The sequence below is a fragment of the Mycobacterium sp. NPDC050041 genome, from assembly GCF_049541695.1.
Lineage (GTDB): Bacteria > Actinomycetota > Actinomycetes > Mycobacteriales > Mycobacteriaceae > Mycobacterium.
The window spans coordinates 173441-197976 of the sequence record NZ_JBMVDG010000002.1; the positions used below are offsets into that span (position 1 = coordinate 173441).

General features: G+C 70.5%; 23 protein-coding genes. 11 read left to right on the top strand and 12 right to left on the bottom strand.

The annotated features are described in order from the left end of the window. Window positions 1-20: 20 nt before the first annotated feature. Genes egtA through egtE form a run of 5 tightly spaced genes read left to right on the top strand, consistent with a single transcriptional unit; the run spans window position 21 to window position 5383 of the window. The gene (egtA, locus tag ACPCHZ_RS06140; RefSeq protein WP_423483948.1) at window positions 21-1307 is read left to right on the top strand and encodes an ergothioneine biosynthesis glutamate--cysteine ligase EgtA; all 1287 of its coding nucleotides are present in this window, start codon (window positions 21-23) and stop codon (window positions 1305-1307) included. Further along, the gene (egtB, locus tag ACPCHZ_RS06145) at window positions 1304-2593 is read left to right on the top strand and encodes an ergothioneine biosynthesis protein EgtB (protein ID WP_423483949.1); all 1290 of its coding nucleotides are present in this window, start codon (window positions 1304-1306) and stop codon (window positions 2591-2593) included. Before egtA ends, egtB begins: the two co-directional genes overlap by 4 nt. After that, a complete protein-coding gene (egtC, locus tag ACPCHZ_RS06150) occupies window positions 2593-3288 on the top strand; it encodes an ergothioneine biosynthesis protein EgtC (protein ID WP_423483950.1) in 696 nt (231 codons plus the stop codon). The genes egtB and egtC overlap by 1 nt, the downstream gene beginning before the upstream one ends. Then, window positions 3285-4250, top strand: a complete 966-nt coding sequence (gene egtD / locus ACPCHZ_RS06155; protein ID WP_423483951.1) for an L-histidine N(alpha)-methyltransferase — start codon at window positions 3285-3287, stop codon at window positions 4248-4250. The genes egtC and egtD overlap by 4 nt, the downstream gene beginning before the upstream one ends. Further along, complete coding sequence (gene egtE, locus ACPCHZ_RS06160; RefSeq protein ID WP_423483952.1) at window positions 4247-5383, top strand: ergothioneine biosynthesis PLP-dependent enzyme EgtE; 1137 nt, start codon at window positions 4247-4249, stop codon at window positions 5381-5383. The genes egtD and egtE overlap by 4 nt, the downstream gene beginning before the upstream one ends. On the opposite strand, the gene ACPCHZ_RS06165 is transcribed toward egtE, so the two are convergent. Together ACPCHZ_RS06165 and ACPCHZ_RS06170 are read right to left on the bottom strand one after the other, a co-directional pair. After that, window positions 5380-6051: a class I SAM-dependent methyltransferase gene (locus tag ACPCHZ_RS06165; protein ID WP_423483953.1), complete on the bottom strand. Its 672-nt coding sequence runs from the start codon at window positions 6049-6051 to the stop codon at window positions 5380-5382. The genes egtE and ACPCHZ_RS06165 overlap by 4 nt on opposite strands. A gap of 10 nt (window positions 6052-6061) precedes the next feature. Further along, window positions 6062-7555 (bottom strand): glutamate--cysteine ligase, encoded by a 1494-nt coding sequence (locus ACPCHZ_RS06170; RefSeq protein WP_423483954.1) that lies wholly within the window; start codon window positions 7553-7555, stop codon window positions 6062-6064. 84 nt (window positions 7556-7639) lie between these two features. Here ACPCHZ_RS06170 and ACPCHZ_RS06175 point away from each other — a divergent pair, with 84 nt between their 5' ends. Continuing rightward, window positions 7640-8443, top strand: a complete 804-nt coding sequence (locus ACPCHZ_RS06175) for an MBL fold metallo-hydrolase (RefSeq protein ID WP_423483955.1) — start codon at window positions 7640-7642, stop codon at window positions 8441-8443. 9 nt (window positions 8444-8452) lie between these two features. Here the strand turns inward: ACPCHZ_RS06175 and ACPCHZ_RS06180 are convergent, their stop codons facing one another. The 4 genes from ACPCHZ_RS06180 to ACPCHZ_RS06195 are packed head-to-tail and all read right to left on the bottom strand — an operon-like array spanning window position 8453 to window position 11833. Next, window positions 8453-9769, bottom strand: coding sequence for an MFS transporter (locus tag ACPCHZ_RS06180; RefSeq protein ID WP_423483956.1), 1317 nt, complete (start codon window positions 9767-9769; stop codon window positions 8453-8455). A gap of 55 nt (window positions 9770-9824) precedes the next feature. Further along, window positions 9825-10430, bottom strand: a complete 606-nt coding sequence (locus ACPCHZ_RS06185) for a lysophospholipid acyltransferase family protein (protein WP_423483957.1) — start codon at window positions 10428-10430, stop codon at window positions 9825-9827. Next, entirely contained in the window at window positions 10430-11011 is a 582-nt protein-coding gene (locus ACPCHZ_RS06190) for a CDP-alcohol phosphatidyltransferase family protein (RefSeq protein ID WP_423483958.1), read from the bottom strand. Before ACPCHZ_RS06190 ends, ACPCHZ_RS06185 begins: the two co-directional genes overlap by 1 nt. A gap of 57 nt (window positions 11012-11068) precedes the next feature. Next, complete coding sequence (locus ACPCHZ_RS06195; RefSeq protein WP_423484656.1) at window positions 11069-11833, bottom strand: class I SAM-dependent methyltransferase; 765 nt, start codon at window positions 11831-11833, stop codon at window positions 11069-11071. 46 nt (window positions 11834-11879) lie between these two features. Between ACPCHZ_RS06195 and ACPCHZ_RS06200 the strand changes: the two genes are divergently transcribed. Next, window positions 11880-13403, top strand: coding sequence for a TIR domain-containing protein (locus ACPCHZ_RS06200; protein ID WP_423483959.1), 1524 nt, complete (start codon window positions 11880-11882; stop codon window positions 13401-13403). A 36-nt stretch (window positions 13404-13439) separates the two neighbouring features. After that, window positions 13440-14957: a glycerol kinase GlpK gene (glpK, locus tag ACPCHZ_RS06205; RefSeq protein WP_423483960.1), complete on the top strand. Its 1518-nt coding sequence runs from the start codon at window positions 13440-13442 to the stop codon at window positions 14955-14957. Window positions 14958-15005: 48 nt separating this feature from the next. Here the strand turns inward: glpK and ACPCHZ_RS06210 are convergent, their stop codons facing one another. The 6 genes from ACPCHZ_RS06210 to ACPCHZ_RS06235 form a co-directional block, all read right to left on the bottom strand. Next, on the bottom strand, window positions 15006-15860 hold the full coding sequence (locus ACPCHZ_RS06210) for an oxidoreductase (protein WP_423483961.1): 855 nt from the start codon (window positions 15858-15860) through the stop codon (window positions 15006-15008). 14 nt (window positions 15861-15874) lie between these two features. After that, the gene (locus ACPCHZ_RS06215) at window positions 15875-16918 is read right to left on the bottom strand and encodes an NADP-dependent oxidoreductase (RefSeq protein ID WP_423483962.1); all 1044 of its coding nucleotides are present in this window, start codon (window positions 16916-16918) and stop codon (window positions 15875-15877) included. Between the two features lie 107 nt (window positions 16919-17025). After that, window positions 17026-17733 carry a PadR family transcriptional regulator gene (locus tag ACPCHZ_RS06220; RefSeq protein ID WP_423483963.1) on the bottom strand — a complete coding sequence of 236 codons (708 nt, stop codon included), beginning with the start codon at window positions 17731-17733 and terminating at the stop codon, window positions 17026-17028. A gap of 105 nt (window positions 17734-17838) precedes the next feature. After that, entirely contained in the window at window positions 17839-19392 is a 1554-nt protein-coding gene (locus tag ACPCHZ_RS06225; protein WP_423483964.1) for an NCS1 family nucleobase:cation symporter-1, read from the bottom strand. A gap of 109 nt (window positions 19393-19501) precedes the next feature. Continuing rightward, window positions 19502-19933: an ester cyclase gene (locus ACPCHZ_RS06230; RefSeq protein ID WP_423483965.1), complete on the bottom strand. Its 432-nt coding sequence runs from the start codon at window positions 19931-19933 to the stop codon at window positions 19502-19504. Beyond that, entirely contained in the window at window positions 19930-20802 is an 873-nt protein-coding gene (locus ACPCHZ_RS06235; protein WP_423483966.1) for a helix-turn-helix transcriptional regulator, read from the bottom strand. The genes ACPCHZ_RS06230 and ACPCHZ_RS06235 overlap by 4 nt, the downstream gene beginning before the upstream one ends. 154 nt (window positions 20803-20956) lie before the next feature. Here ACPCHZ_RS06235 and ACPCHZ_RS06240 point away from each other — a divergent pair, with 154 nt between their 5' ends. Genes ACPCHZ_RS06240 through ACPCHZ_RS06250 form a run of 3 tightly spaced genes read left to right on the top strand, consistent with a single transcriptional unit; the run spans window position 20957 to window position 24525 of the window. Further along, a complete protein-coding gene (locus tag ACPCHZ_RS06240; RefSeq protein WP_423483967.1) occupies window positions 20957-21733 on the top strand; it encodes an SDR family oxidoreductase in 777 nt (258 codons plus the stop codon). 56 nt (window positions 21734-21789) lie between these two features. After that, window positions 21790-23106, top strand: a complete 1317-nt coding sequence (locus ACPCHZ_RS06245) for a carotenoid oxygenase family protein (protein ID WP_423483968.1) — start codon at window positions 21790-21792, stop codon at window positions 23104-23106. A gap of 48 nt (window positions 23107-23154) precedes the next feature. Further along, window positions 23155-24525 carry a DUF4253 domain-containing protein gene (locus ACPCHZ_RS06250; RefSeq protein WP_423483969.1) on the top strand — a complete coding sequence of 457 codons (1371 nt, stop codon included), beginning with the start codon at window positions 23155-23157 and terminating at the stop codon, window positions 24523-24525. The last annotated feature ends 11 nt before the right edge of the window (window positions 24526-24536 follow it).

Below are 24536 nucleotides of genomic sequence, written 5' to 3' on the forward strand. Positions count from 1 at the left end.
GGCCCGAAGGGATGGTTGAGATGACTATGCCCATCAGGTCCGCCGTGCGCCCGGACGAGCCCGCCGTGGAGTTCGCCTCCGCGGCCGACGCGGCCCGCCACATCACCGCCACCTGTCTGCAGGACGGGCCGGTCGGCAAGGTCGGGCTCGAGATCGAGGCGCACTGCTTCGACCGCGCCGACCCGCTGCGCCGCCCGGGGTGGGACGAGATCACCGACGTCATCGCGCGCGTGCCCGCGCTGCCCGGCGGCGGCGCCATCACCGTCGAACCCGGCGGGGCGGTCGAGATCTCCGGTCCGCCCACCGACGGGCCACTGCCCGCGATCGCCGCGATGGCGGCCGACCGCGCGGTGCTGTGCGAGGCGTTCGCCGACGCCGGGCTGGCCCTGGTGCTGCTCGGCGCGGACCCGCTGCGGCCGCCGCAGCGCGTCAACCCCGGCGCCCGCTACCGCGCGATGGAGGAGTTCTTCGCCGCCAGCGGCACCGCCGACGCCGGCGCGGCGATGATGACGTCGACCGCCTCGGTCCAGGTGAACCTCGACGCCGGGCCGCGGGCCGGCTGGGCCGACCGGGTCCGTCTCGCCCACGCGCTCGGCCCGACGATGGTCGCCATCACCGCCAACTCACCGCTGCTCGGCGGCGAGTTCACCGGGTGGCGGTCCGCCCGCCAGCGCGTCTGGAGCCGGCTCGACTCGGCCCGCTGCGGGCCCGTGCTCAGCGCCGACGGCGACGACGACCCGGCGGGTGAATGGGCGCGCTACGCGCTGCGGGCCCCGGTCATGCTGGTGCACAACCCGCCCGACATGCAGGCGCTGCCGGTCACCAACTGGGTGCCGTTCGCCGACTGGGCCGACGGGCTCGCGGTGCTCGGCGGCCGCCGGCCCACCGAGGCCGATCTCGATTACCACCTGACCACGCTGTTCCCGCCGGTGCGGCCGCGGCGCTGGCTGGAGATCCGCTACCTGGACAGCGTGCCGGACGCACTGTGGCCCGCGGTGGTGTTCGCGATGACGACGCTGCTCGACGACCCGGCCGCCGCCGACGCCGCCGCCGAGGCCACCGAACCCGTCGCGACGGCGTGGGACCGGGCAGCGCAGGTCGGCCTCGAAGACCGCAGGCTGCACGCCGCCGCGTTGCGTTGCGTCGAGATCGCCGCCGAACGTGCGCCCGGCGAGCTGGCGGAATCGATGACGCTGCTGCTGCGTTCGGTCGAAGAGGGCCGCAGTCCGGCCGACGACTTCTCCGACCAGGTGGTGGAGTGGGGCGTGGGACCCGCGGTGCAGCGACTCGTGAAAGGTGAGTCTTGACCTCACGACAGGCACTGGCCGACGGGATGGCCCGGGCGCGGGAGCGCACGCTGCGGTTGGTCGAGCTCGACGACGCCGAACTCCGCCGGCAGTACGACCCGTTGATGAGCCCGCTGCTGTGGGACCTCGCACACATCGGCTGGCAGGAGGAACTGTGGCTGCTGCGCGACGCGAACCCCGACCGGCCCGGGCTGCTCGCGCCGGACGTCGAACGGCTCTACGACGCCTTCCTGCAACCGCGCGCCGCGCGCGTCGAATTGCCGCTGCTGCCTCCGGCCGATGCCCGCACGTTCTGCGCGACCGTGCGCGACAAGTCACTGGACGCACTCGACCGACTGCCCGCGGAGACGGCTGACGGCGCCGACCCCGCCTTCGCGTTCGGCCTGGTCGTCAGCCACGAGAACCAGCACAACGAGACGATGCTGCAGGCGCTCAACCTGCGGTCCGGGCCGCCGCTGATCGGGCCCGGCGGCGCGCTGCCCCGCGGCCGGGCCGACGTCGCGGGCACGTCGGTCGAGGTGCCGGGAGGCCCGTTCGTGCTCGGCGTCGACGCCGTCACCGAACCGCATTCACTCGACAACGAGCGCGGCGCCCACGAAGTGGACGTCCCCACCTTCCGGATCGGGCGGGTGCCGATCACCAATCGCGAATGGCGCGAGTTCGTCGCCGACGGCGGCTACGACACCCGGCAGTGGTGGTCGGACCGCGGCTGGGCGCACCGGCAGGAGGCCGGCCTCGTCGCCCCGCAGTTCTGGCTCGCCGACGGCACCCGAACGCGGTTCGGCCACGTGGAGCAGATCCCCGACGACGAACCGGTGCAGCACGTCACCTACTTCGAGGCGCAGGCCTACGCCGCGTGGGCAGGCGCCCGGTTGCCCACCGAGATCGAATGGGAGAAGGCCTGCGCGTGGGATCCCGCCACCGGCAGCCGCCGCCGATTCCCGTGGGGCGCATCGGAACCGACACCGTTCCTGGCCAACCTGGGCGGGGATGCGCTGCGGCCCGCACCGGTGGGCTCCTACCCCGCGGGCGCGTCGGCCTACGGCGCCGAGCAGATGCTGGGCGACGTCTGGGAGTGGACGTCCTCGCCGCTGCGGCCCTGGCCGGGGTTCACACCGATGCTCTACGAGCAGTACTCGGCGCCGTTCTTCGACGGTGACTACAAGGTGCTGCGCGGCGGGTCGTGGGCGGTGGCGCCCGACATCCTGCGGCCGAGCTTCCGCAACTGGGACCATCCGATCCGGCGGCAGATCTTCGCCGGCGTCCGGCTGGCCTGGGACATCTGATGTGCCGGCACCTCGGGTGGCTGGGCGAACCGCGCTCGGTGGCGTCGCTGGTCTGCGATCCGCCGTCCGGGCTGCTCGTCCAGTCCTACGCGCCGCGCCGCCAGAAGCACGGGCTGATGAATGCCGACGGCTGGGGCGTCGGCTTCCATGACGACGAGGGAGTCGTCAGGCGCTGGCGCAGCGCCAACCCGCTGTGGGGTGACGCGTCGTTCGCCTCGGTGGCGCCCGCGTTGCGCAGCAGGTCCGTCGTCGCCGCCGTCCGGTCCGCCAGTATCGGCATGCCGATCGAACCGTCCGCGTCGGCCCCGTTCACCGACGGGCAGTGGCTGCTGTCGCACAACGGCCTGGTCGACCGGGCCGTGCTGCCGCTGTCGGAGCGGGCCGAGTCCACTGTCGACAGCGCACTGCTGGCAGCGCTGATCTTCGCGCGCGGCATGGACCGCCTCGGTGAGACCGTCGCCGCGGTCGGCGCCGACGATCCCGCCGCCCGGCTGAACATCCTGGCCGGCAACGGAACCGAGCTCGTCGCCACCACCTGGGGTGACACGCTGTCGGTGCTGCGGCGCGCCGACGGCGTGGTGCTGGCCAGCGAGCCCTACGACGACGATCCGCAGTGGCAGGAGATCCCGGACCGGCACCTGGTCCGGGTGAACGGCGCGCACGTCGAGATGACCGCCCTGAAAGGAACGGCATGACCTTCACCCTGTCGACCTACCTCGCCGCCGACTCGGCTGCCACCGCGCTGCGCCGCGACGTGCTCGCCGGGCTGTCGGCAACTCCGAAGTCGTTGCCGCCGAAGTGGTTCTACGACTCGGTCGGCAGTGAGCTGTTCGACGAGATCACCCGGCTGCCGGAGTACTACCCCACCCGCACCGAGGCGGGGATCCTGCGCGAGCGGGCCGCCGAGATCGTCGCGTCCTCGGGAGCCGACACACTCGTCGAACTCGGCAGCGGCACCTCGGAGAAGACCCGCATGCTCCTGGACGCCATGCGCGACAACGGATCGCTGCGCCGCTTCATCCCGTTCGACGTCGACCCGACCGTCCTGCGGTCCGCGGGCGCGGCGATCGAGCAGGAGTACCCCGGCGTCGAGATCGACGCGGTGTGCGGCGATTTCGAGGAGCACCTCGGCAAGCTCCCACAGGTGGGCCGCCGGCTGGTGGCGTTCCTCGGCTCGACCATCGGCAACCTGACCGCAGGCCCGCGGGCCGGTTTCCTCGCCGCCCTGGCCGACACCCTGCAGCCCGGCGACAGCCTGCTGTTGGGCACCGACCTGGTCAAGGACGTCGACCGGCTGGTGCGCGCCTACGACGACACGGCCGGAGTGACGGCGAGGTTCAACCGCAACGTGCTCGCGGTGGTCAACCGGGAACTGGACGCTGACTTCGATCAATCGGCGTTCGAGCACGTGGCGCGCTGGAACCCCGACGAGGAGCGCATCGAGATGTGGCTGCGCGCAACGGGTTCGCAGCGGGTGCGGATCGGTGCGCTGGACCGCACCGTCGACTTCGCCGACGGCGAGGAGGTGCTCACCGAGGTGTCGTGCAAGTTCCGGCCCGACGGCGTCGCCGCCGAACTGGCCGCCGCCGGATTGCGGCGGACGCACTGGTGGACCGACCCCGCCGGTGATTTCGGCCTGTCGCTGTCCACCCGATGACAGCGCTCAGCCTGGCCGAACGGTGGCGTTCGGCCCGGCCCGCCGTCGCCGGCCTGCACCTGGATTCCGGCGCGTGCTCGCGGCAGAGCCTCGCCGCCATCGACGCCGCCGCTCGGCACGCCGTGCACGAGGCCGAGGTCGGCGGCTACGTCGCCCTCGAGGCGGCGGCGCCCGTGCTCGATGCCGCCCGCGCGGCCGTTGCCGCGCTGACGGGGCTGGACGCCTCGCACGTCGTGTTCACCTCCGGGTCGAGCATCGGGCTCGACCTGCTGCTGGGCAGCTGGGCCGGTCCGCGCACGGTGGCCTGCCTGCCCGGTGAGTACGGCCCGAACCTGGCGATCATGGCGGGCAACGACTTTCAGGTGCGCGCGCTGCCCGTCGACGGCGCAGGCCGACTCGACGTCGACGCCGCCGCACGTGCGCTGGCCGACGATCCGCCCGCCCTGGTGCACCTGACACCGCTGGGCAGCCACCGCGGGCTGGCCCAGCCGCTGGCCGCGATGACCGAGGTCTGCCGCACGCTCGGCATACCGCTGGTGGTCGACGCCGCGCAGGCGCTGGGCCACCTCGACTGTGCGGTCGCGCCCGATGCGATCTACTCGTCGTCGCGCAAGTGGCTGGCAGGTCCGCGCGGCGTCGGAGTGCTGGCGCTGCGGCCGGAGTTCGCGCAACGCCTGCGGCCGCGGCTGCCGCCCGCCGAGTGGGGGCTGCCGATGAGCGTGGTCGACAAGCTGAGCCAGGGCGAGTCCAACGCCGGCGCCCGCATCGGTTTCGCGGTCGCGCTCGGCGAGCACCTGGCGCTCGACCCGGCGCTGATCCGGCAGGGGCTGGCCGGGATCGGGCGGCTCACCCGCGCCGCACTGGCCGATGTGCCCGGTTGGCGGGTGGTCGAATCCGCCGACGAACCCACCGCGATCACCACGCTCGAACCGGTCGACGGCGCCGACCCCGAGCGGGTGCGGTCCTGGCTGATCGCCAACCGCGCCATGGTGACCACGTTCGCCGGCGTCGCGCGCGCGCCGTTCGAGATGACCACGCCGGTGCTGCGGCTCTCACCTCACGTCGACACCGTCGCCGATGACCTGGCGCTGTTCGCCGCCGCACTGGCCGACGCGACGAAGCAGGCCTGCTAGCCCTTGTGGGCCGTGAGCAGGTACGCCGGCAGTTTGGTGCGACCCTTGTCGTCGGTGTCATGGGCCGACATGTCGGGTCCGTCCGGCCCGGGGAACGGGTTGGCGTGGATGAACGCCGGGCGGACGTCGTCGACCTCCCAGTGCGCCGACACCGCCGCACGCAGTTCCTCCTCGTCGACCGCGTTCGGCTTCATCTCGGCCTCGGCCGGGAAGGCGCTCGTGGCGAAGACCAGCGCGTAGAGGCGCGCGCCCGGAGCGGCGGCGCGGTGCACCGAACGCAGGTAGCCGTCGCGGCCCTCGACCGGCAGGGAGTGGAACAGCGTGCTGTCGACCACGGTGTTGAACCGGCCGTCGTAGCCCTTGAACGCCGTGATGTCGGCCTGGGCGAAACTGGCGGTGGCCAGCCCGCGCAGCTGGGCGGCCTGATTGGCCGCGGCGATCGCCGTCGGGCTCAGGTCGATGCCGACCACCGTGTAGCCGTCGGCGGCCAGGGCCAGGGACAGTTCGGCGTGACCGCAGCCCGCGTCGAGCACGTCGCTGCGGAACGCGCCGGCCCGGTGCAGCGCCGCGAGCTCGGGCTGCGGTTCTCCGATGTTCCACGGCGGTGGTCCCTCGAACCCGCCCTGTCCCCGGTACGCGTCGTCCCAGTCCATCACTTCAGCAGACATGCGAACCAACCTAGTCGGGGCCGTCCCAGGTGTGCACAGGCTCGTTGCTGTGCATCCGCTGGCAGTACAACCGCAGCATCTCCGCCAGCGCAGCGGGCCGGGCGAGGCCGCGTTCCTGCAGCGCACGCACGGTTTCGGTCTGCCACACCGCGCCGTTGCGGCCCGTCTTGGCACGCCCTTCGATCACGCCGAGGTAGCGGTCACGCACCTCCGCGGCGACGCCCCACCGGCGCAGCCCCTCCTCGGCCATCGGCAGCAGCTGGCGCAGCACCAGTTCGTCGGGTGTCACCTCGCCGAGCCCCGGCCAGTAGAGCCGTGCGTCCATGCCGTGCTGCGCGGCCTCGGAGAAGTTGTGGTGCGCCGCGGCGAAGCTCATCTTCGTCCACAGCGGCCGGTCCTCCTCGGACAAGGTGCGCAGCATGCCGTAGTAGAAGGCCGAGTTGGCCATCATGTCGAGCACCGTCGGACCCGCGGGCAGCACCCGGTTCTCCACCCGCAGATGGGGCTTGGCGTCCACGCCGCTCCCGACGATGTCGTACACCGGCCGGTTCCACCGGTACACGGTGCCGTTGTGCAGACGCAGCTCCGAGAGCTTCGGGGTGCGGCCTGCGGCGAGTTCTGCCACCGGGTCCTCGTCGGAGAGGTCGGGCAGCAGCGACGGGAAGTAGCGGACGTTCTCCTCGAACAGGTCGAAGATCGAGGTGATCCACCGCTCGCCGAACCACACCCGGGGCCGCACGCCCTGGGTCTTCAGTTCCTCCGGCCGGGTGTCGGTGGCCTGGGTGAACAGTTCGATGCGGGTCTCGGCCCACAGCTCGTGGCCGAAGAAGTACGGCGAGTTGGCGCCGAGGGCCAGCTGCGGGCCCGCCAGCACCTGGGCGGCGTTCCAGTTGTCGGCGAAATCGGCGGGTGACACCTGCAGGTGCAGCTGCATGCTGGTGCAGGCCGACTCAGGGGCGATGTTCGGGGTCTGCAGGCTGAGCCGTTCGGGCCCGCTGATGTCGATCGAGATGTCCTCGCCGCGCGCGGTGAAGATCGAGTCGTTGAGCGCCTGGTAACGCGTCGACTCGCTCATCCAGTCCCCGGAGACGAGGTGTTCGGGCATCAGGGTGGGCAGGATGCCGATCATCACGATGTGCGAGCCGCTCGAGCCGGCCTTGCGCTCGGCGGCGTTGAGGCTGGCGCGCACGTCGGCCTCCAGATCGAGGCCGGCCCTGCCCGGCAACGGTCGCGGCGGCACGTTGAACTCGATGTTGTAGGCGCCCAGCTCGGTCTGGTAGGCCGGGTCGGCGATGGACGCCAGCACCTCGGTGTTGCTCATCGCCGGCTGGTAGTCGCCGTCGACCAGGTTGCACTCGATCTCCATGCCGGTCAGCGGACGCTCGAACTCGAAACTGGACTGCGACAGCATCGTCTCGAACACGTCCAGGCAGAGCTGGACCTTGCGCCGGTACTCACGGCGATGCTCGCGGCTGAACTCTGTCCGCTTCAGTTCTTCGCCCACACCGCCGATGCTAGTGACGCGCGCGTAGGTGAACCGCGGATCGCGGGTGCGGTTGACCCGTGGCGAGCCGGGTAGCCGCGCGCCATGGACATCACGGTGACCTTCCTCGGCAACGCGACCACGCTGATCACCGCCGACGGCATCACGCTGCTGACCGACCCGAACTTCCTGCACCGCGGCCAGCGCGCCTACCTGGGCTACGGCCTGGTGTCCAAGCGGCTGCACGACCCCGCACTCGACGTCGACCGGCTGCCCGCGCTGGACGCGGTGGTGCTCTCACACATGCACGGCGATCACTGGGACCGCGTCGCCCAGGCCCGCCTCGACAAGCGGCTGCCCGTGTTCACCACCCCGCACGCGGCGAAGCGGCTGCACCGCCGCGGCTTCGGACATGCCGTCGGACTGCCCACCTGGCAGCAGCACACCCTGACCAAGGGTGAGACCACCGTCGCGGTGACCGCGCTGCCCGGGCGGCACGCACCGACGCCGATCGACCGGTTCCTGCCGCCGGTGATGGGCTCGATGCTGGAGTTCTCCCGTACCGGCGACGCGACGCGGCGGCTGTACATCTCCGGTGACACGCTGCTGGTGGAGGAGCTGCATGAGATACCGCGCCGGTACCCCGCGATCGACGCCGGGCTGCTGCACCTGGGCGGCACCCGGCTGCCGTTCGGCCGCCACCTGCCGATCGGCCTGACGGTCACCATGGACGGTGCGCAGGGTGCGGGACTGACCGAACTGCTGGACCTGCCGAAGGTGATCCCGGTGCACTTCAACGACTACGGCGTCTTCGCGTCGCCGCTGTCGGACTTCCACAAGGAGATGGCGCGGCGCGGGCTGGCCGAGCGGGTGGTCGAGATCGGCCGCGGCGAGTCGGTGACGATCTGAGCCACGCCGCTACAGCTCGCGTAGCGGGGTCGGTTTCAGCAACAGCGTGGCGACGACGCTGATCACCGCCGTGGTGACGAGGTAGCCGCACGCCAGCCATGGTGTACCGCCCGCCGCGGCGATCAGCGCGGTGAGGATGAGCGGAGTCAGCCCTGAGGCGTACACCCCGGACAGCTGATAGACCGTCGACAGCCCGGTGTAGCGGATGCGGGCGGGGTACAGCGACGCGTAGAGCGTGCCCTGGGCGCCGTAGAACCACGCGTGGATCACCCCGAACACGATCAGCAGCGCGATCGTGAACGCGGTGACGGTGCCGGTGCCGAACAACGCGAACGCCGGGAACACCGCGACCGCGTAGGCCGCGATACCGCTCGCGTAGACCAGGCGGGGGCCGTAGCGGTCGGCCAGCAGGCCCGACACCGGCAGCAGAGTGGCCATCAGCAGCGCCGACGCGGTCACCGCGAACAGCACCGGAACCTTCTCCAGGTGCAGCGTGCCGGTGGCGTAGGAGATGGCGAACACGCCCCAGGTGTTGAACGCGGCGCCCTCGCCCCACCGGCTGAGCAGGCCGAGCACCGTCGGCCGCAGCGACGGTGGCCGGAAGACCTCCTTGACGGGCACCGCCGAGCGGTCGCCGTCGGCGCGGACCTTCTCGAAGGCCGGCGTCTCGGCGGCCTTCAACCGCACCACCACCCCGAAGACCACCAGCACGATGCTGACGAGGAAGGCGATGCGCCAGCCGTAGGACTCGAACGCGTCCTCGGGCAGCGCGATCTGCAGCAGCGCGAACACCCCGGTGCCCAGCGCGAGCCCGAGCGCGAGACCGACCTGCGGCACGCTGCCGGACAACCCGCGCCGCCGCGGCGCGCTGTGCTCGACCGCGAGCAGCACGGCGCCGGCCCATTCACCGCCGAGCGCGAAGCCCTGGACGATGCGCAGCAGGAGCAACAGGATCGGCGCCAGCACGCCGATCTGCGCGGCGGTGGGCAGCAGCCCCATCAGCGCGGTGGCGCCGCCCATCAGCACCATCGTCAGCGCCAGCGTGCGTTTGCGGCCGATCCGGTCGCCGATGTGGCCGAACACGAAACCGCCGATCGGCCGGACGACGAAGCCGACCGCGAACGTCGCGAAGGACAGCAGCGTGCCGACGAGGGAACTCTGGTCGGGGAAGAACGCCTGGTTGAAGATCAGGCTGGCCGCGGTCGCGTAGAGGAAGAAGTCGTACCACTCGATCGTCGTCCCCACCAGGCTGGCCAGCAGGGCCGTGCGCGCGGTGGCCGGGTCGGGGGCCGGCGCCTCGGCGGACGGCGTGTCGGTGAGGCTCACGCTGCACAATGAGACCCGACGGCGGTGGGCCCGACAAGGGTTGTGCGCGTGACGATCAGAAGTCGCGGGCGCGGACTGCGACCACGAGTGCGCGCAGGGCGGCTGCGTCGACGGAGCCGGGGTCGACCGGTTCGCCAATGCGCACCTGCATCGCGGTGCGGTGGAATCCGCCGTGCTTGGGCAGCACCTCGCAGGTGCCCAGCAGCGCCACCGGCACCAGCGGAACCCCGCAGTCCCGCGCGAGATGGATCGCGCCGGAACGGAACTCACCGACCGACCCGTCCCGGCTGCGGGTGCCCTCGGGGTAGACGACGACGGTGCGCCCCCGGGCCAGTGCGGGCCGCGCGGCCGCGAGCAGCGCCGGGTAGGTGCTGCCGGTGGTGCGGCGCACCGGAAGCCCGCCGGCGAGCGCGGTGATCAGCACCCGCCGCACCGGATCGTCGAACCAGTAGTCGGACGCCGCGGCGAACACCGGCTGCGCCGATGCGGGCAGGGCCGCCATCAGGGCGGCGGTGTCGGCGTGCGAGCCGTGATTGGCCACCACCACGCAGCCGCCGGGACGGCGCCACCGACCGACGACCGTCAGGCCGCCCGACAGCCGGCAGACCGTCCGCCACAGCCGGTGGCGCAGCAGACAGGCGGTGCGGACGGCGATCGACATCAGCCCGCCAATTCCCGACGGACCGCCCGCAGCCGCACGCTCGCCGTGAGCATCGATCCGGCCACGACGACTACGCAGACGAGCGGAATGGCCTGCGGCAGCGCCGTCGCGACAACGACGGCCAGGCAGCGCTCGGTCTTGCCGAACGGGCCGCCGTTGCGCCGGGCGGCACCGGCGCCCGCACCCGCCAGGGCCGCGAAGGTGGGTTGGGTGGCCGCGAGCGCGGCCGTCAACACCCAGGCGACGGGTGTGCCGTTGGCGCCCGCCCACACCGAGAGGCCGGCGAACATCAGGACATCGGATGCGCGGTCGCCCAGTTCGTTGACCACGAAGCCCCACGGCGCGCTGATGCCGCGCGCCCGGGCGACCGCCCCGTCCAGGTTGGCGCCCGCCAGTCGCACCGCGAGGAACGCCAGGGCCGCCGGCCACCACCCGTTCGCGACGGCCACCGCCCCGCACGCCGCGGCGGCCACGCCGACGGCGGTGTAGACATCGGGCGAAATGCGATGCACCACAGCGTGTTCTACGGCGCCTCGCAGTTGCCGGGTGTACCAGGGCTTGAGCGCGTAGAGGCCTTGCACACTTTCATCGTGGCCCGGTGGACGTGGTGTCCGACACCGTAGTTCTACCTGGATCGCTCAGGCGGCGCGGCGCGCCACCACCACCTGCGGGCTCAGCAGGCCGCTGCGCAAGTCGAGTTCGATCGCCGGGTCCGCGTGCGCGGCCAGTGCACGCAGCGCCGACGGGCTGTAGGTGCGCAGCGAGCTGATCACCCCGTCGTGGACGAACGGTACGAACGGCGCGAGCGGCAGCATGGTCGCCAGCCGCAGCAGGTGCAGCGGGGCGGGCGGTCGCGGGAGGTCGATGATGAGCAGCGTGTCGGCGGCCCTGGTGCCCTCGGCGAGCACCCGTGCGGCCGCCGTCGGCGGCAGGTGGTGGAACGACAGCACGAACAGGGCGAGATCGAACGCCCGATCCGGCGCGTCGATCGCGGTGGCGTCCATCTCGCGGACGGTGACGCGGGGGTCGGCGCCGAGGTCACCGGCGGCGATGGCAGCGACCGAATCCGGGTCGACGTCGGTGACGGTGAGCTGCGCGGTCGGATGCTGCTGGAGGATCTCGCGCGACAGGCCGCCATGTCCGGCACCGAGTTCGAGCACCTTCGGATCCGGCACGTCGGCGAGTTCGGCCAGGGCGATACCCGCGAACCTCTGGTGGTTGCCGAAGATCTCCCCGGTGCGGTCCAGCGCCCGGATCACGCTGCGCTTGGTCCGGTCGTCGACGTCGTCGCGGTCGAGGTACTCGGGCCGGTCGGTCTGCAGCAGGCGGTCCAGGCACGACGCATCCGGCCCGCCGCGCGGCATCTTCTCGATACCGGTCGTCCGCCCGCCCACAACCGCCATCATGGCATGCTGAACCGGCGCGCAGGTCCAACGCACGGAGGTGGTCATGAGGGTCTTCGTCAGTTGCGCGCCCGCCGACCGCGCTCTCGCCGAACAGGTCAGCCGCGAGCTGTCCCACGCCGGGCACAGTGTCTGGTTCGACGGCGACATCAGTGGCGCCGAGCAGTGGTGGCGGCGTTGCATCGACGGGGTCCGCGACGCCGACGTGTTCCTCACATTGTGGACGGCCAACCTGGCGGCGGCCAGACCCGCGACGGCGCTGCTCCAGCATGCCGACGCCCTCGGCAGGCCCGTGCTGGCCGTGCGGTTCGGGCAGGTGGACCGGCCCGGTTTCGGGCCGACGGTCAAGGTCCTCGAATTCGGTGACGGCGCGCTGGCTTCGACGGTGCAGGCGATGGCTCAGCAGACCGGTCCGTGGCCGAGCACGCAGGCCCCGCCGCCGCCGTGGCCGTTCGGCTACCTGGGCTCCCTTCGGGAATTCGCCGCCGCACCCGCGCTGCCCGGATACGAGCAGCAGCAACTGCTCGCCCGGCTGCAGGCCGCCTCAGGTGAGGACGGGCAGTATCCCGTCGTCCGCGACGAGGTGGCGGCGATCGTCGCCGGCCTGCGCACCCGCCCCGATCTCGATCCGGCGCTGCGCCCGCAGCTGGACGCACTGTCGCCTGCGCCCGAACAGGCTGCGCCGCAGCAGTACTGGGCGCCGCCGGGACCGCCGGCGTTCCCGGGCCAGGCTCCGCAGGGCTTTCCGCCGCAGGGCTACCCGGCCCAGGGTTACCCGCCGCAGGGTTATGGTCCGCACGGCTATGTGCCGCAGGGCTTTCCGGGATATCCACCGCCGCCCTCGCGGTCGACGAGCGGGGGAGCGCTCGCCGTCATCGGCGCGGTGGCCGTCGTGGTGATCATCGCGCTGGTGGTCGGCATCGTCCTGCTGACCCGGTCGGACGGCGGCTCGTCCGACGCCTTGGGGTCAGGCACCTCCGAGCCGGGCACGTCGTCGCCGGACACCGACGATCCGGCCGTCCAGCTGCTCGCTGACGGCATCTCCGTCGGCAGCCGGGTGGCGCCGGTGACCATCGACGTCTTCAACGACGCGATGTGCCCGGCCTGCGGCCGGTTCATCAGCCTGTACGGCAATGACATCCGAAGCGCCGTGCTGGACAACGAAATCCAGGTGCATTACCACGTGGTCGCGATCCTCGACGACTACTCGTCCAGCGGCGACTACTCGTCGAGAGCGGCCGCCGCGGTGTACTGCGTCGCCCAGGACGCCGACGTCGACACCTTCGAGAACTTCTACTCGGCACTGTTCGACCCGGTCTTCCAGCCCGAGGAGGGCGGCACCAGCGACCACACCGACGACGATCTCGCAGACCTGGCCACCGAATCGGGAGCGCCGGCCTCGGCGGCCGAGTGCATCACGTCGGGCAGCGACGCCAGCGCGGCGGCTCGACGCACCGCCGCGGCGCTGAGCACCTTCGAAGGCCTGGGCGGCGACGGCGTGCCTGCGGTGTACGACGACGGTGTCGAGGTCGACATCCAGCCCGGCTGGGTGGACGCGCTCGTCCGGTAGCCTCAGCCTGCATCACATCACCGAAGGAGTTGCGAGATGGCCGATTTCGTCGCCGCGATCGACCAGGGCACCACCAGCACCCGCTGCATGATCTTCGACCACGACGGCGCCGAGGTGGGCCGCCACCAGCTCGAGCACGAGCAGATCATGCCGCAGGCCGGCTGGGTGGAGCACAACCCCGTCGAGATCTGGGAGCGCACCGCGTCGGTCATCATGTCGGCGCTCAACCGCACGGACCTGTCGGCCGGCGACCTGGCCGGGCTGGGCATCACCAATCAGCGTGAGACGGCACTGGTGTGGAACCGGCGGACCGGCAGGCCCTACTACAACGCGATCGTCTGGCAGGACACCCGCACCGACCGGATCGCCTCCGCACTCGACCGCGACGAGCGCGGCGATGTCATCCGGCGCAAGGCGGGACTGCCGCCTGCCACGTACTTCTCGGCGGGCAAGGTGCAGTGGATCCTCGACAATGTCGACGGGGTACGTGACGCCGCGGAGAAGGGCGACGCCCTCTTCGGCACGGCCGACAGCTGGGTGGTGTGGAACCTCACCGGCGGGCCGCGCGGCGGCGTGCACGTCACCGACGTCACCAATGCCAGCCGCACCATGCTGATGGATCTCGAGACTCTGGACTGGGACGACGAATTGTTGTCCTTCTTCAAGATTCCGCGTCAGATGCTGCCGGAGATCAAGCCGTCGTCGTACCCGCAGGCGTACGGCACGACGCTGGCCGACGGGCCCGTCGGCGGCGAGGTGGCGCTCACCGGAATCCTGGGCGACCAGCAGGCGGCCATGGTCGGCCAGGTGTGCCTGGACGCCGGTGAGGCCAAGAACACCTATGGCACAGGCAATTTCCTGCTGCTCAACACCGGGGAGAAGATCGTCCGCTCGGAGAACGGGCTCCTGACGACGGTCTGCTACCAGTTCGGGGACGCCAAACCCGTGTACGCGCTGGAGGGTTCGATCGCCGTCACCGGCTCGGCCGTGCAGTGGCTGCGCGACCAGCTGGGCATCATCAGCGGTGCCGCGCAGAGCGAGGCTCTGGCGAAACAGGTCGACGACAACGGCGGGGTGTACTTCGTGCCCGCCTTCTCGGGGCTGTTCGCACCCTACTGGCGGTCCGACGCCAGGGGCGCGATCGTCGGGCTGTCGCGGTACAACACCAACGCCCACGTCGCGCGGGCCACCCTCGAGGCGATCTGCTACCAGAGCCGCGACGTCGTCGACGCGATGGAGGCCGACTCGGGCGTGCACATGGAGGTGCTCAAGGTCGACGGCGGCATCACCGCCAACGATCTGTGCATGCAGATCCAGGCCGACGTCCTCGGCGTCGACGTGGTCAAACCCGTCGTCGCCGAGACCACCGCGCTCGGCGCCGCGTATGCCGCCGGGCTCGCCACCGGGTTCTGGGAGAACACCGACGACCTGCGCGCCAACTGGCAGGAGGGCAGGCGCTGGTCGCCGGACTGGAGCGACGACCAGCGCCAGGAGGGGTACGCCGGCTGGCAGAAGGCGGTGCAGCGCACCCTCGACTGGGTCGACGTCGACTGATCTGTGGAGCCGCAGCCGCGCTCACCGCGGTTGCGGCTCCACAAATCGCTACGGGGCGAAGCCGGCGGGCAGCTCGATGTCGTCGACGGCGAGGTTCTCCTCGAGGTGGGCGACCGACGACGTCCCGGGGATCAGCAGCACGTTCGGCGCCACCGACAGCGTCCACGCCAGCGCGACCTGGGCCGGGCTGCGGCCGAGGTCGGCGGCGGCCTGCTTGACGGCGGGATTGCCCAGCACCGGATTGTCGGCGGAGAAACCCGAACCCAGCGGGAAGAACGGCACGAAGGAGATGTCGCGCTCGACGCACAGGTCGAGCACCGGCTGAGAGGTCCGGTCGACCAGGTTGTAGGCGTTCTGCACGGTGACGATCTCGGTGCGCTCGAGGGCGAACCGCAGATGATCGACCGAGATGCTGGACAGCCCGATGCCGCCGATCAGCCCCTCGTCGCGGGCGGCGATCATCGCGTCGAGCTGGCGTCCGAACAGCTCGGGGTCGACGTCGCCCACGGCGTCGGGATCTCCGGAGTGGATGCGCAGGTTGACCGCGGCGAGCCGGTCGGTGCCCAGCGTGCTGAGGTTCTCTTCGATGTCGGCGCGCAGCTCGTCGGGCTGTTGCGCGGCGGTCCAGTTGCCTTGGTCGTCGCGGCGTGCGCCGACCTTGCTGACCAGCACCAGGTTGTCCGGATACGGGTGCAGCGCCTCGCGGATGAGTTCGTTGGAGACATTCGGGCCGTAGAACTGCGCGGTGTCGATGTGGTCGACGCCGAGTTCCACCGCCCGCCGCAGCACCGCGATGGCGGCGTCGTGGTCACGGGGCGGGCCGAACACGCCGGGGCCGGGAAGCTGCATGGCGCCGAAGCCGACGCGGTGCACGGGATAGGAGCCGATATGAAAGGTCGTCATGTCAGGTACTGACGTTATTCGGGCGCGATTTCATCCGCCCGGTCCGAGATCCGCACGAGTTGCTTGCCGAAGTTCTGCCCTGTGAACAGCCGTCGTAGCGCGTCAGGAGCGTTCTCCAGGCCGTCCACCACGTCGATGTGATCCTTGATCTTGCCCTCGGCTGCCCAGCCGGCGAGCTCGCCGACGGCCTCGCCCACCCTGCCGAAGTAGTCGAAGATCAGGAAGCCGCGCATGGTGCCCCGCTGCAGCACGAGATTGGTGAGGTTGCGGATGCCGTCCTGCGCGCCGGGGTCGCTGTAGCCGGCGACGGCGCCGCACAGCGCGATGCGCGCGCCCGACGCGAGATTCGCGAGCACCGCGTCGAGCACCTGACCGCCGACGTTGTCGAAGAACACGTCGACGCCGCCGGGACAGGCGGCACGAAGTCGGGCGGGGAAGTCGTCGGCCTTGTAGTCGACGGCCTCGTCGGCACCGACCTCGTCGCGCAGCCATTCGCACTTGCGGGCGCCGCCGGCGATGCCGACCACGCGACATCCCTTGAGCTTGGCGATCTGGCAGACGAGCGCCCCGACCGCGCCTGCGGCGGCGGAGACGACCACCGTCTCTCCGGCCTCGGGGCTGCCCACGTCGAGCAGTCCGAAGAATGCGGTGAGCCCCGTGATGCCGAACAATGACAACGCGGTCGCGGGGTCGACTCCGGGTGGGAGCTTGAGGGGTGCGACGAGGCCGCCGAACGCCGACCCGTCGCTGACGGCGAAGTCCTGCCAGCCGAACGCCCCCGAGACCAGATCACCCACGCTGAACGACGGGTGCTTCGACTCCACCACCACACCGACGGACGCGGACGCCATCACCTCACCCAGCGGAATGCGGGGGATGTAGGTGTCGATCGACATCCAGCTGCGCTGGGCGGCGTCGCAGCTGAGCCACAGGTTCCGGATGAGGAATTCGCCGTCGCCGACCGCCGGCACCGGGTCTTCCCGCCATTCGAAGTGTTCCCGTCCGACCACGCCATTCGGGCGCTCGGCGAGTACCCATCGACGATTGATGTCCCTCATCTTCGCTGCCTTTCGATCGGCGCCTGCTCACCGATCCCAGCGCACGCGACGCGATTTCGGCGCGGTTTCATCCGCTGAGCGAACGAAACCGCGCCGACGTCACGAATTCAGTCGGATTCGCCGAGGATGCCGTAGATCTCCCGGCGGGCATTGTTGAGTATGTCGACGATGCGCTGCTGCTGCTCGCCCGTCGCCGCGTGAGCGGACTGGGCGACCGCGCCCATCAGCTGGCCGACCGCACTGCGCAGGTTCATCGCACCGGGATCGGCGTCCGCGGTGATGTCGTCCCACGGCGCCGTCTCGATCTTCTCGGCGGCGGTGCGACCGTCGTCGGTCAGGTCGAACAGCTTCTTGCTGCCGTCGGTCTCGGTGGCGATCAGCAGGCCCTCGTCGACGAGCAGCTGCAGCGTCGGGTACACCGAGCCGGGGCTGGGTTTCCACAGGTCCTGGCTGCGTGCGGCGATCTCCTGGATCATCTCGTAGCCGTGCATCGGCCGCTCGGTGAGCAGCTTGAGGATCGCGGCGCGGACGTCGCCACGCCTGCCGCGACCGCCGCCACGCGGACCGCCGCGCCGTCCGCCGGGACCGAAGCCGAAGCCGGGGCCGAAGCCGCCGGGGCCGAAACCCGGACCGAAGCCGCGGTCGCCGCGGCCGTGCTCACGGACGTGGCCGCGGAATTCGCGGCGGGCCTGCCGCCGTCGTTCGTGCAGGGCTCGCCGGTCCTCGGGGCTGAAGCCGAAGCCGAAACCGCCCGGACCGAATCCGCCGGGATGCCCGCCGAACGGGCTGTCTTGAGGGGTGAATGGGGTGTTCATGGTGTGTTTCCTTCGTGTGCGAGGAAGCACGATGTGCGCTTCCGATACGTTAACGATATATCGGAAACTATCGAGATGCAACGTCGACCGCTCGGGCCGGCGATGTCACGACACCAGCGTCGCTCCCTCGGCCACCCGCAGCGCGGTCATGCGCCACGGGCCGCGCGTGGCCAGCACGTAGTAGATGGCGAACGCGACACCGCAGCCGATGAACCAGCTGTACTGCGCGGCGCCGGCCATACCGAGCACCTTGCCCCCGAGCAGCACGGGGATCATCGCGAGAACGGCGCCGACCAGCGTCGCGGCCACCGCCACCGGGTTGTAGCCCTTGGCATACCAGTAGTTGGCGGTCTTGGACATCGTGAACAGGTCGTCGACGACGATCTTCTGCTTGCGCACCAGGTAGAAGTCGGCGATGAGCACGCCGAACAGCGGGCCGATGAACGCACCGAGCGTCTCCAGCGTGTAGTGGATGACCTCGGGATTGCTGTAGAGATTCCACGGGGTTAGCAGCACCGAACCGACCGCGGCGATCATGCCGCCCATCCGCCAGCTGATCCGCTGCGGGCTGACGTTCGAGAAGTCGAACGCCGGCGAGATGAAGTTGGCGACGATGTTGATGCCGATGGTGGCGATCGAGAAGGTCAACGCGCCCAGCACGATTGCGGTCACGCTGTCGATGCGGGCCACCGTCGCCACCGGGTCGGTGAGCAGTTCGCCGAACACCGGCACCGTCGCCGCCGCCGTGATGACGACCAGCAGCGAGAACACCAGGAAGTTGACCGGCAGGCCGAGGAAGTTGCCCTTCTTGACGGCCTGGAAGCTCTTGCCGTAGCGGGCGAAGTCGCCGAAGTTCAGCATCGGGCCGGAGAAGTACGACACCACCAGCGCGATCGCACCGAGCATGATCACCAGCGAATTGCCCTGCTTCTCGCCGCCGAGGGACAGGCTGACGTGCCAGCCGGACTTCCACAGCAGGTATCCGCACAGGATGAACATCACGACATAGACGGCGGGACCGCAGAAGTCGATGAATTTGCGGATCGCCTCCATGCCGCGCCAGAACACCGCGGCCTGCACCACCCACAGCAGGGTGAAGCTGCACCATCCCAGCAGGGACAGCCCGGTGAACCCGTACTGGTCGACGTCGGCATACGGCGCGAGGCCGGGAAAGAGCTTGAGCAGCACCACGTCCAGCGCCGCCGAGGCCAGATAGGTCTGGATGCCGTACCAGGCCACGGCGATCAGGCCGCGGATGATCGCGGGGATGTTGGCGCCCAGCACGCCGAAGGAGCTGCGGCACACCACCGGATAGGGCACACCGGCCTGCTGACTGGGTTTCGCGACGAGGTTGCACAACAGGTACACGATCACGATGCCGACGAGCAGCGCGATCAGCACCTGCCAGCTCGCCAGGCCGAGAGCGAACAGGCTGCCCGCGGTGACGTAACCGCCCACGCTGTGCACGTCCGACATCCAGAACGCGAAGATGTTGTACGACGACCAGGACTGCTTGGCCAGCGGTGCGAGATCCTCGTTGGTCAGCCGGGGGTCGTAGTGGTCCTTGATCAGACCGCCGCCGACGGGGTGGCCCGAGGCCTCGACGATGTCGCCCGCGCCGATCACGGCGCTGGGCGGTAGGTCTCGGGTGTCTGTCATGTCCGCTCCCTGCAAGAAGTCCGGGCGAATTCGATGCAGGAAAGCTAGCGACGTGATGTTTCACCGCCGTTGCGCGCAGAATATGTTCTCGCGGCGACGGCCGGTGCGGTCAGCTCTCGATGTGCGCGCCGAGTTGATGCACCAGCGAGAACAGGTTGGCCACCCCCCAGTGCTCGACGATCCTGCCGTCGCGCACCCTCATCGCGTCGACGGTCTCGAACGACACGGTGCGGCCGGTCGGGGCGATGTCGAACAGCGGTCCGCGATGCGTGCCGTGATAGGTCTTGTAGGTGGTGACGATGTCGTCTTCGATTGTCTGCCAATGGATCTCGGGACTGAAGTCGGGGAATGCGTCGCGCAGCCTGCGGTACAGCACGAGCACCCCCGCCTTGTCGGGCGTGGTTCCGGGCTGCGGGGTGCGATCGACGAAGTCGTCGGCGAACAGCTCGTCGAAGAGCGCGAAGTCGCCCTGCCCCTGCACCACTTCGGTGTTGCGACGGACGATCGCCATCATCGCCTTCTGCTCGTCGGTGCGGCTCATCGGTGTGGTGTCCTCTCGTGGGAGTGTTCGTGCCAGGTGGCCAGCAGCCGGAGTGCGGTCTCGGAGGTCGATCCCGGCTCGGTGGTGTACACGAACAGGATCTGGTCGGGATCGCCCGACGAGTTCAGGGCCTGGTACTGCACCGTCAGGTCGCCGACCAGCGGGTGATGGTAGGCCTTCGTGCCGGTGGTGCGGCGCTGCACATCGTGATCGGACCACCACTTGCGGAACTCCTCGGACTGGATGGAGAGCTCGCCGATCAGGGCGGTCAGCTTGTCGTCGTTCGGGTAGCGGCCCGCATCGAGGCGCAGCATCGCCACCGTGTCGGCGGCCACTTGCGCCCAGTCGGAGTACAGCTCCCTGGCGTGCGGGTCGAAGAAGACGAATCGCGCCTGGTTGCGTTGCGCCGCAGGCAGCTCGCGGAACTCGGTGATCAGTGCGCCGGCGATGCGGTTGTGGGCCAGCACGTCGAGACGGCGACCGAGCACGAACGCCGGCGAACACATCTGGTCCAGCAGGTCGAGCAGCCGCAGCGTGGCCGGTTCCACGATCTGCGGGCGGGGCCGGCGCCTGCGCCCCGCGGGCTGTGGACGGCCGAGCTGGTGCAGGTGCTGGCGTTCGGCGTCGTCGAGTTGCAGCGCGGTGGCCAGCGCGTCGAGGACGTCGGTGGATGCGCTGCGGCTGCGGCCCTGCTCGAGGCGGGTGTAGTAGTCGACGCTGACCCCGGCCAGCCGGGCGAGTTCCTCGCGTCGCAGACCGGGCACGCGTCGGCGGACGTAGTCACCGCTGAGGCCGGCCTGCTCGGGGGTGAGCCTGGCCCGGCGGGCGCTGAGGAACTCCGCGAGTTCGGTGCCGGTGCGATCGCTCACGACGACATTCTGCCGCGAGGCGCCCGGCGCCGCGGCGCCAAGGTGGCCCATCTTGTCCCCCGATGAGCGCGGCCAGGCTGGCCGCGAAACAACGGCCGCGATCGCGGTTGTGTCGAGTGCACGACCACGTGAGCACACACGAAAGGAACCCACCATGTCCTCACTCATCACCGGCACCCCGCTGGACGGCCGCATCGCGGTGGTCACCGGAGCGTCGAGCGGCATCGGCGAAGCCACGGCGGAACGGCTGGCGGCGCTGGGCGCACGCGTCGCCGTCGCCGCCCGCCGCGCCGACCGGCTCGAGACGCTCGCCGGCCGCATCCGGTCGGCCGGCGGCACCGCGCTCGTCCTTCCCCTCGACGTCACCGACCGGACCGCCGTCGCGACCGCCGCCGACCGGGTGGCCGCCGAACTCGGTCCCGTCGACCTGGTGTTCAACAACGCCGGGGTTCAGCTGATCTCGCCGATCGACGATCTCCGCGTCGACGAGTGGCAGCGCCAGATCGACCTGAACGTCACCGGCGTGATGAACGTGATCGGCGCGTTCGTCCCGCAGCTGGTCGAGGCGGCCGCGGCGGGCAGGCCCGCCGACCTGATCAGCACGTCGTCGATCGCGGCCACCCGCGTCCTGGAGAAGTTCTCCGTCTACTCGGGTACCAAGGCCTACATCAGCCACCTGACGCGGCTGCTGCGGGTGGAACTCGGCCGCAAGATGGTCCGGGTGTCCACGATCGAACCGGGAATGGTCGACACGGAACTGCCCTCGCACGTCACCGACCCCGACGCCAGCACGCTGATGGCGGACCTGATCCGCGACATCGAGGTGCTCTCCCCGGCGGACGTCGCCGAGACCGTGGCATTCATCGCGTCGGTGCCCCGGCACGTCAATCTCACCGAGATCACCATCCTGCCCACCGGGCAGGCGATCTGAGGCGCATGATCGATCCGGAGGGGCGTGCCGCGCCCCTCCGGACGGCAGGAGCATCAATGACCGACACCGCCGACGCCTCGGCCCTGTCCGGCACCGACCAGTTCTTCCAGCGCGGGAACTACGCACCCGTTCCGGACGAACTCACCGCGTTCGACCTTCCCGTCGAGGGCGCCATCCCGCCGGACCTGTGCGGCTGGTACCTGCGCAACGGGCCGAATCCGCGGCAGCCCACCGGCCACTGGTTCACCGGCGACGGGATGATCCACGGCGTCCGCATCGAGAACGGTCGCGTCGCCTGGTACCGCAACCGGTGGGTGCGCACCGAGAGCTTCGAGAACGACTTCCCGGTGTTCAACGACGACGGCACCCGCAACCTGCGATCCAGCGTCGCCAACACCCACGTCGTCAACCACGCGGGCAAGACGCTGGCGCTGGTCGAATCGTCGCTGCCGTACGAGATCTCGAACGACCTGCAGACAATCGGGGCCTACGACTTCGGCGGCAGGCTGGACGACTCGATGACCGCGCATCCGAAGATCTGCCCGGCGACCGGGGAGCTGCACTTCTTCGGCTACGGCAGCCTCATCGCCCCGCACGTCACCTATCACCGGGCCGACGCCGACGGCGTGCTGACGGTGAACCGCCCGGTCGATGTGCCGGCGCTGACGATGATGCACGACTTCGCGCTGACCGCTGAGCACGTCGTGTTCATGGATCTGCCCGTCGTGTTCGACCTCGACATCGCGATCAGGGGCGACATGCCGTTCCGCTGGGACGACGCCTACGGGGCGCGCTTGGGTGTGCTGCGGCGCGACGACCCGTTCGGGACGGTGCGCTGGTTCGACATCGATCCCTGCTACGTGTTCCACGTCGTCGACAGCTACGACGACGGCGGTTCGCTCGTCCTGCAGGCGGTTCGCTACCCGAGCCTGTGGCGCGGCAGCGGTGCTTCCGACCCCGACGGTGTGCTGTGGAGCTGGACGCTGGACCTCGCCGCGGGCACCGTGTCCGAGCGTCCGCTCGACGACCGCGCGGTCGAGTTCCCGAGGATCGACGACCGGCTGGCCACCCTGCCCGCCCGGTACACGGTTACCGTCGCCGACCACAGCCTGCTGCGCTACGACCTGACCACCGGTGCGGCCGTCGAGCACTCCTTCGGCGACGGCGTACCCGGCGAGGCGGTGTTCGTGCCGTCCGCAGGCGCTGCCGACGAGAGCAACGGCTACTACCTGGCCTACAACTACGACCCGGTCCGCGACGGAAGTGACCTGGTGATCCTCGATGCGGCCGACTTCGCGGCCGCACCGGTCGCGAAGATCGCTTTGCCGCAACGCGTTCCGTACGGCTTCCATGGCAACTGGATCGCGGGCTGACGAAATTGCCGCACAGCGGCCTCTCCGATCGGCCATAAACTCACCGGGGTGAGCGAGATCGGGCGGGCGGCGGCCAGGGTGCTGGCGGACAGCGGGCAGGTGCCCATCGCGGCGGGCCTCACCGACGCCGAGATCAGCGCCGTGGAGGCGCGCTTCCGTTTCGAATTCGACGACGACCACCGCGCCTTTCTTGCCGCCGGCCTGCCGACCGGCCGTGGGTGGCCGGACTGGCGCGGTGACGACACCGCGCTGATCTTCCACGTCGGCTGGCCGGCCCGCGATCTGCTGCGCGCGGTCAAGGAGGACGAATTCTGGGGTGTCGCCTGGGGAGAGCGACCGGATTCGGAGTACCTGCGGACACACGCGGTGAGCCGGATGCTCGGCACAGCGCCGCGGATGGTGCCCGTGTTCCGGCAGTGCTACCTGCCCGCGGGCAGAGGCGGGACGGGTTCGCCGGTGTGGCTGCTCGACGGCGCCGACGTGTCCCACGCGGGTGCGGACCTGCACGACTTCGTCGCCCGGCTCTGCGGTGGTCCGGCGCAGCCGGTGAAAGCCGATGTGTCACTGGCATTCTGGAGCGATCTGCTGCCTGGCGCCCAAGCGCAGGCACCCGAGTACCCGGCCCTCGGCGCGCCGCCGTTCGAACCCGACCCGGCGGTCGAGGCCCCCGCGGCCGTGCGACCGTCCGCCGACCCCGTCGCCGCCTTCGCCGCGCGCGGCGTCGATCTCGCCGAGGTGAGCCGCCACGACGGGGTGCTGGCGCACGGCGGGCCGCTGTGGACGGTGCCGGTGACACCCGGTGACGAGGCGGCGCGATTGTGGGCGCAGACCCGGATCCTGTTCCCGGAGACCGGCCTGTGGCCGGTGCTCATCACCGCGCGCACCTGGCATCGCATCGGTGTCGAGGGCGTCGAGGATCCCGCGCTGTGGACCGGCGGCCTCGACGGGGCGGCCTGGCTTGACCGCGAATACCGCTCCTACATCGGGCACAACGACGACCTCCCGCGGGCCGAGGGCGTCGAGCTGGTCGGTCTGCAACGCACCCACTGGAGACAGACCTGGACCGGGATGGACGACACCGGGCGGTTCGACCGGCTGGCGCTGGTGCCGACGCCCGCCTCCTGGTACGTGCCCGCGCTGCTGCAGTGGTCCGGCGCCGTCAACTACGACATCACCGGCCGCGACCACACCGCGGTCCTGCGGCGCTGGGCGGGCACGTTCGACGCGCACATCGCAGCACTCGACGACGAGTCCATGGTGCTGCGGGTCAACCAGCCGCCGCGGCTACCGCCCGCGATGCGCTCGGCGGCACTGGAGGCGTTCCTCTACTGCGTCGACTCCGTGCTCCAGGGATCGGGTTCGATCGACGCGCTGGCCAATCGGCTGGGCTACGACATCTGGAACTTCTGGTGGGACTGAACCGCCTGCCG

Bases quoted from the DNA above. Each gene is read 5' to 3' on its own strand.
- ACPCHZ_RS06210 (WP_423483961.1), bottom strand. From the start codon at position 15,860: ATGACGACCTTTCATATCGGCTCCTATCCCGTGCACCGCGTCGGCTTC.
- egtD (WP_423483951.1), top strand. From the start codon at position 3,285: ATGACCTTCACCCTGTCGACCTACCTCGCCGCCGACTCGGCTGCCACC.
- ACPCHZ_RS06245 (WP_423483968.1), top strand. From the start codon at position 21,790: ATGACCGACACCGCCGACGCCTCGGCCCTGTCCGGCACCGACCAGTTC.
- ACPCHZ_RS06225 (WP_423483964.1), bottom strand. From the start codon at position 19,392: ATGACAGACACCCGAGACCTACCGCCCAGCGCCGTGATCGGCGCGGGC.
- ACPCHZ_RS06200 (WP_423483959.1), top strand. From the start codon at position 11,880: ATGAGGGTCTTCGTCAGTTGCGCGCCCGCCGACCGCGCTCTCGCCGAA.
- egtC (WP_423483950.1), top strand. From the start codon at position 2,593: ATGTGCCGGCACCTCGGGTGGCTGGGCGAACCGCGCTCGGTGGCGTCG.
- glpK (WP_423483960.1), top strand. From the start codon at position 13,440: ATGGCCGATTTCGTCGCCGCGATCGACCAGGGCACCACCAGCACCCGC.
- ACPCHZ_RS06215 (WP_423483962.1), bottom strand. From the start codon at position 16,918: ATGAGGGACATCAATCGTCGATGGGTACTCGCCGAGCGCCCGAATGGC.
- ACPCHZ_RS06230 (WP_423483965.1), bottom strand. From the start codon at position 19,933: ATGAGCCGCACCGACGAGCAGAAGGCGATGATGGCGATCGTCCGTCGC.
- ACPCHZ_RS06220 (WP_423483963.1), bottom strand. From the start codon at position 17,733: ATGAACACCCCATTCACCCCTCAAGACAGCCCGTTCGGCGGGCATCCC.
- ACPCHZ_RS06165 (WP_423483953.1), bottom strand. From the start codon at position 6,051: ATGTCTGCTGAAGTGATGGACTGGGACGACGCGTACCGGGGACAGGGC.
- ACPCHZ_RS06240 (WP_423483967.1), top strand. From the start codon at position 20,957: ATGTCCTCACTCATCACCGGCACCCCGCTGGACGGCCGCATCGCGGTG.
- ACPCHZ_RS06195 (WP_423484656.1), bottom strand. From the start codon at position 11,833: ATGGCGGTTGTGGGCGGGCGGACGACCGGTATCGAGAAGATGCCGCGC.
- ACPCHZ_RS06185 (WP_423483957.1), bottom strand. From the start codon at position 10,430: ATGTCGATCGCCGTCCGCACCGCCTGTCTGCTGCGCCACCGGCTGTGG.
- egtE (WP_423483952.1), top strand. From the start codon at position 4,247: ATGACAGCGCTCAGCCTGGCCGAACGGTGGCGTTCGGCCCGGCCCGCC.
- ACPCHZ_RS06175 (WP_423483955.1), top strand. From the start codon at position 7,640: ATGGACATCACGGTGACCTTCCTCGGCAACGCGACCACGCTGATCACC.
- egtA (WP_423483948.1), top strand. From the start codon at position 21: ATGACTATGCCCATCAGGTCCGCCGTGCGCCCGGACGAGCCCGCCGTG.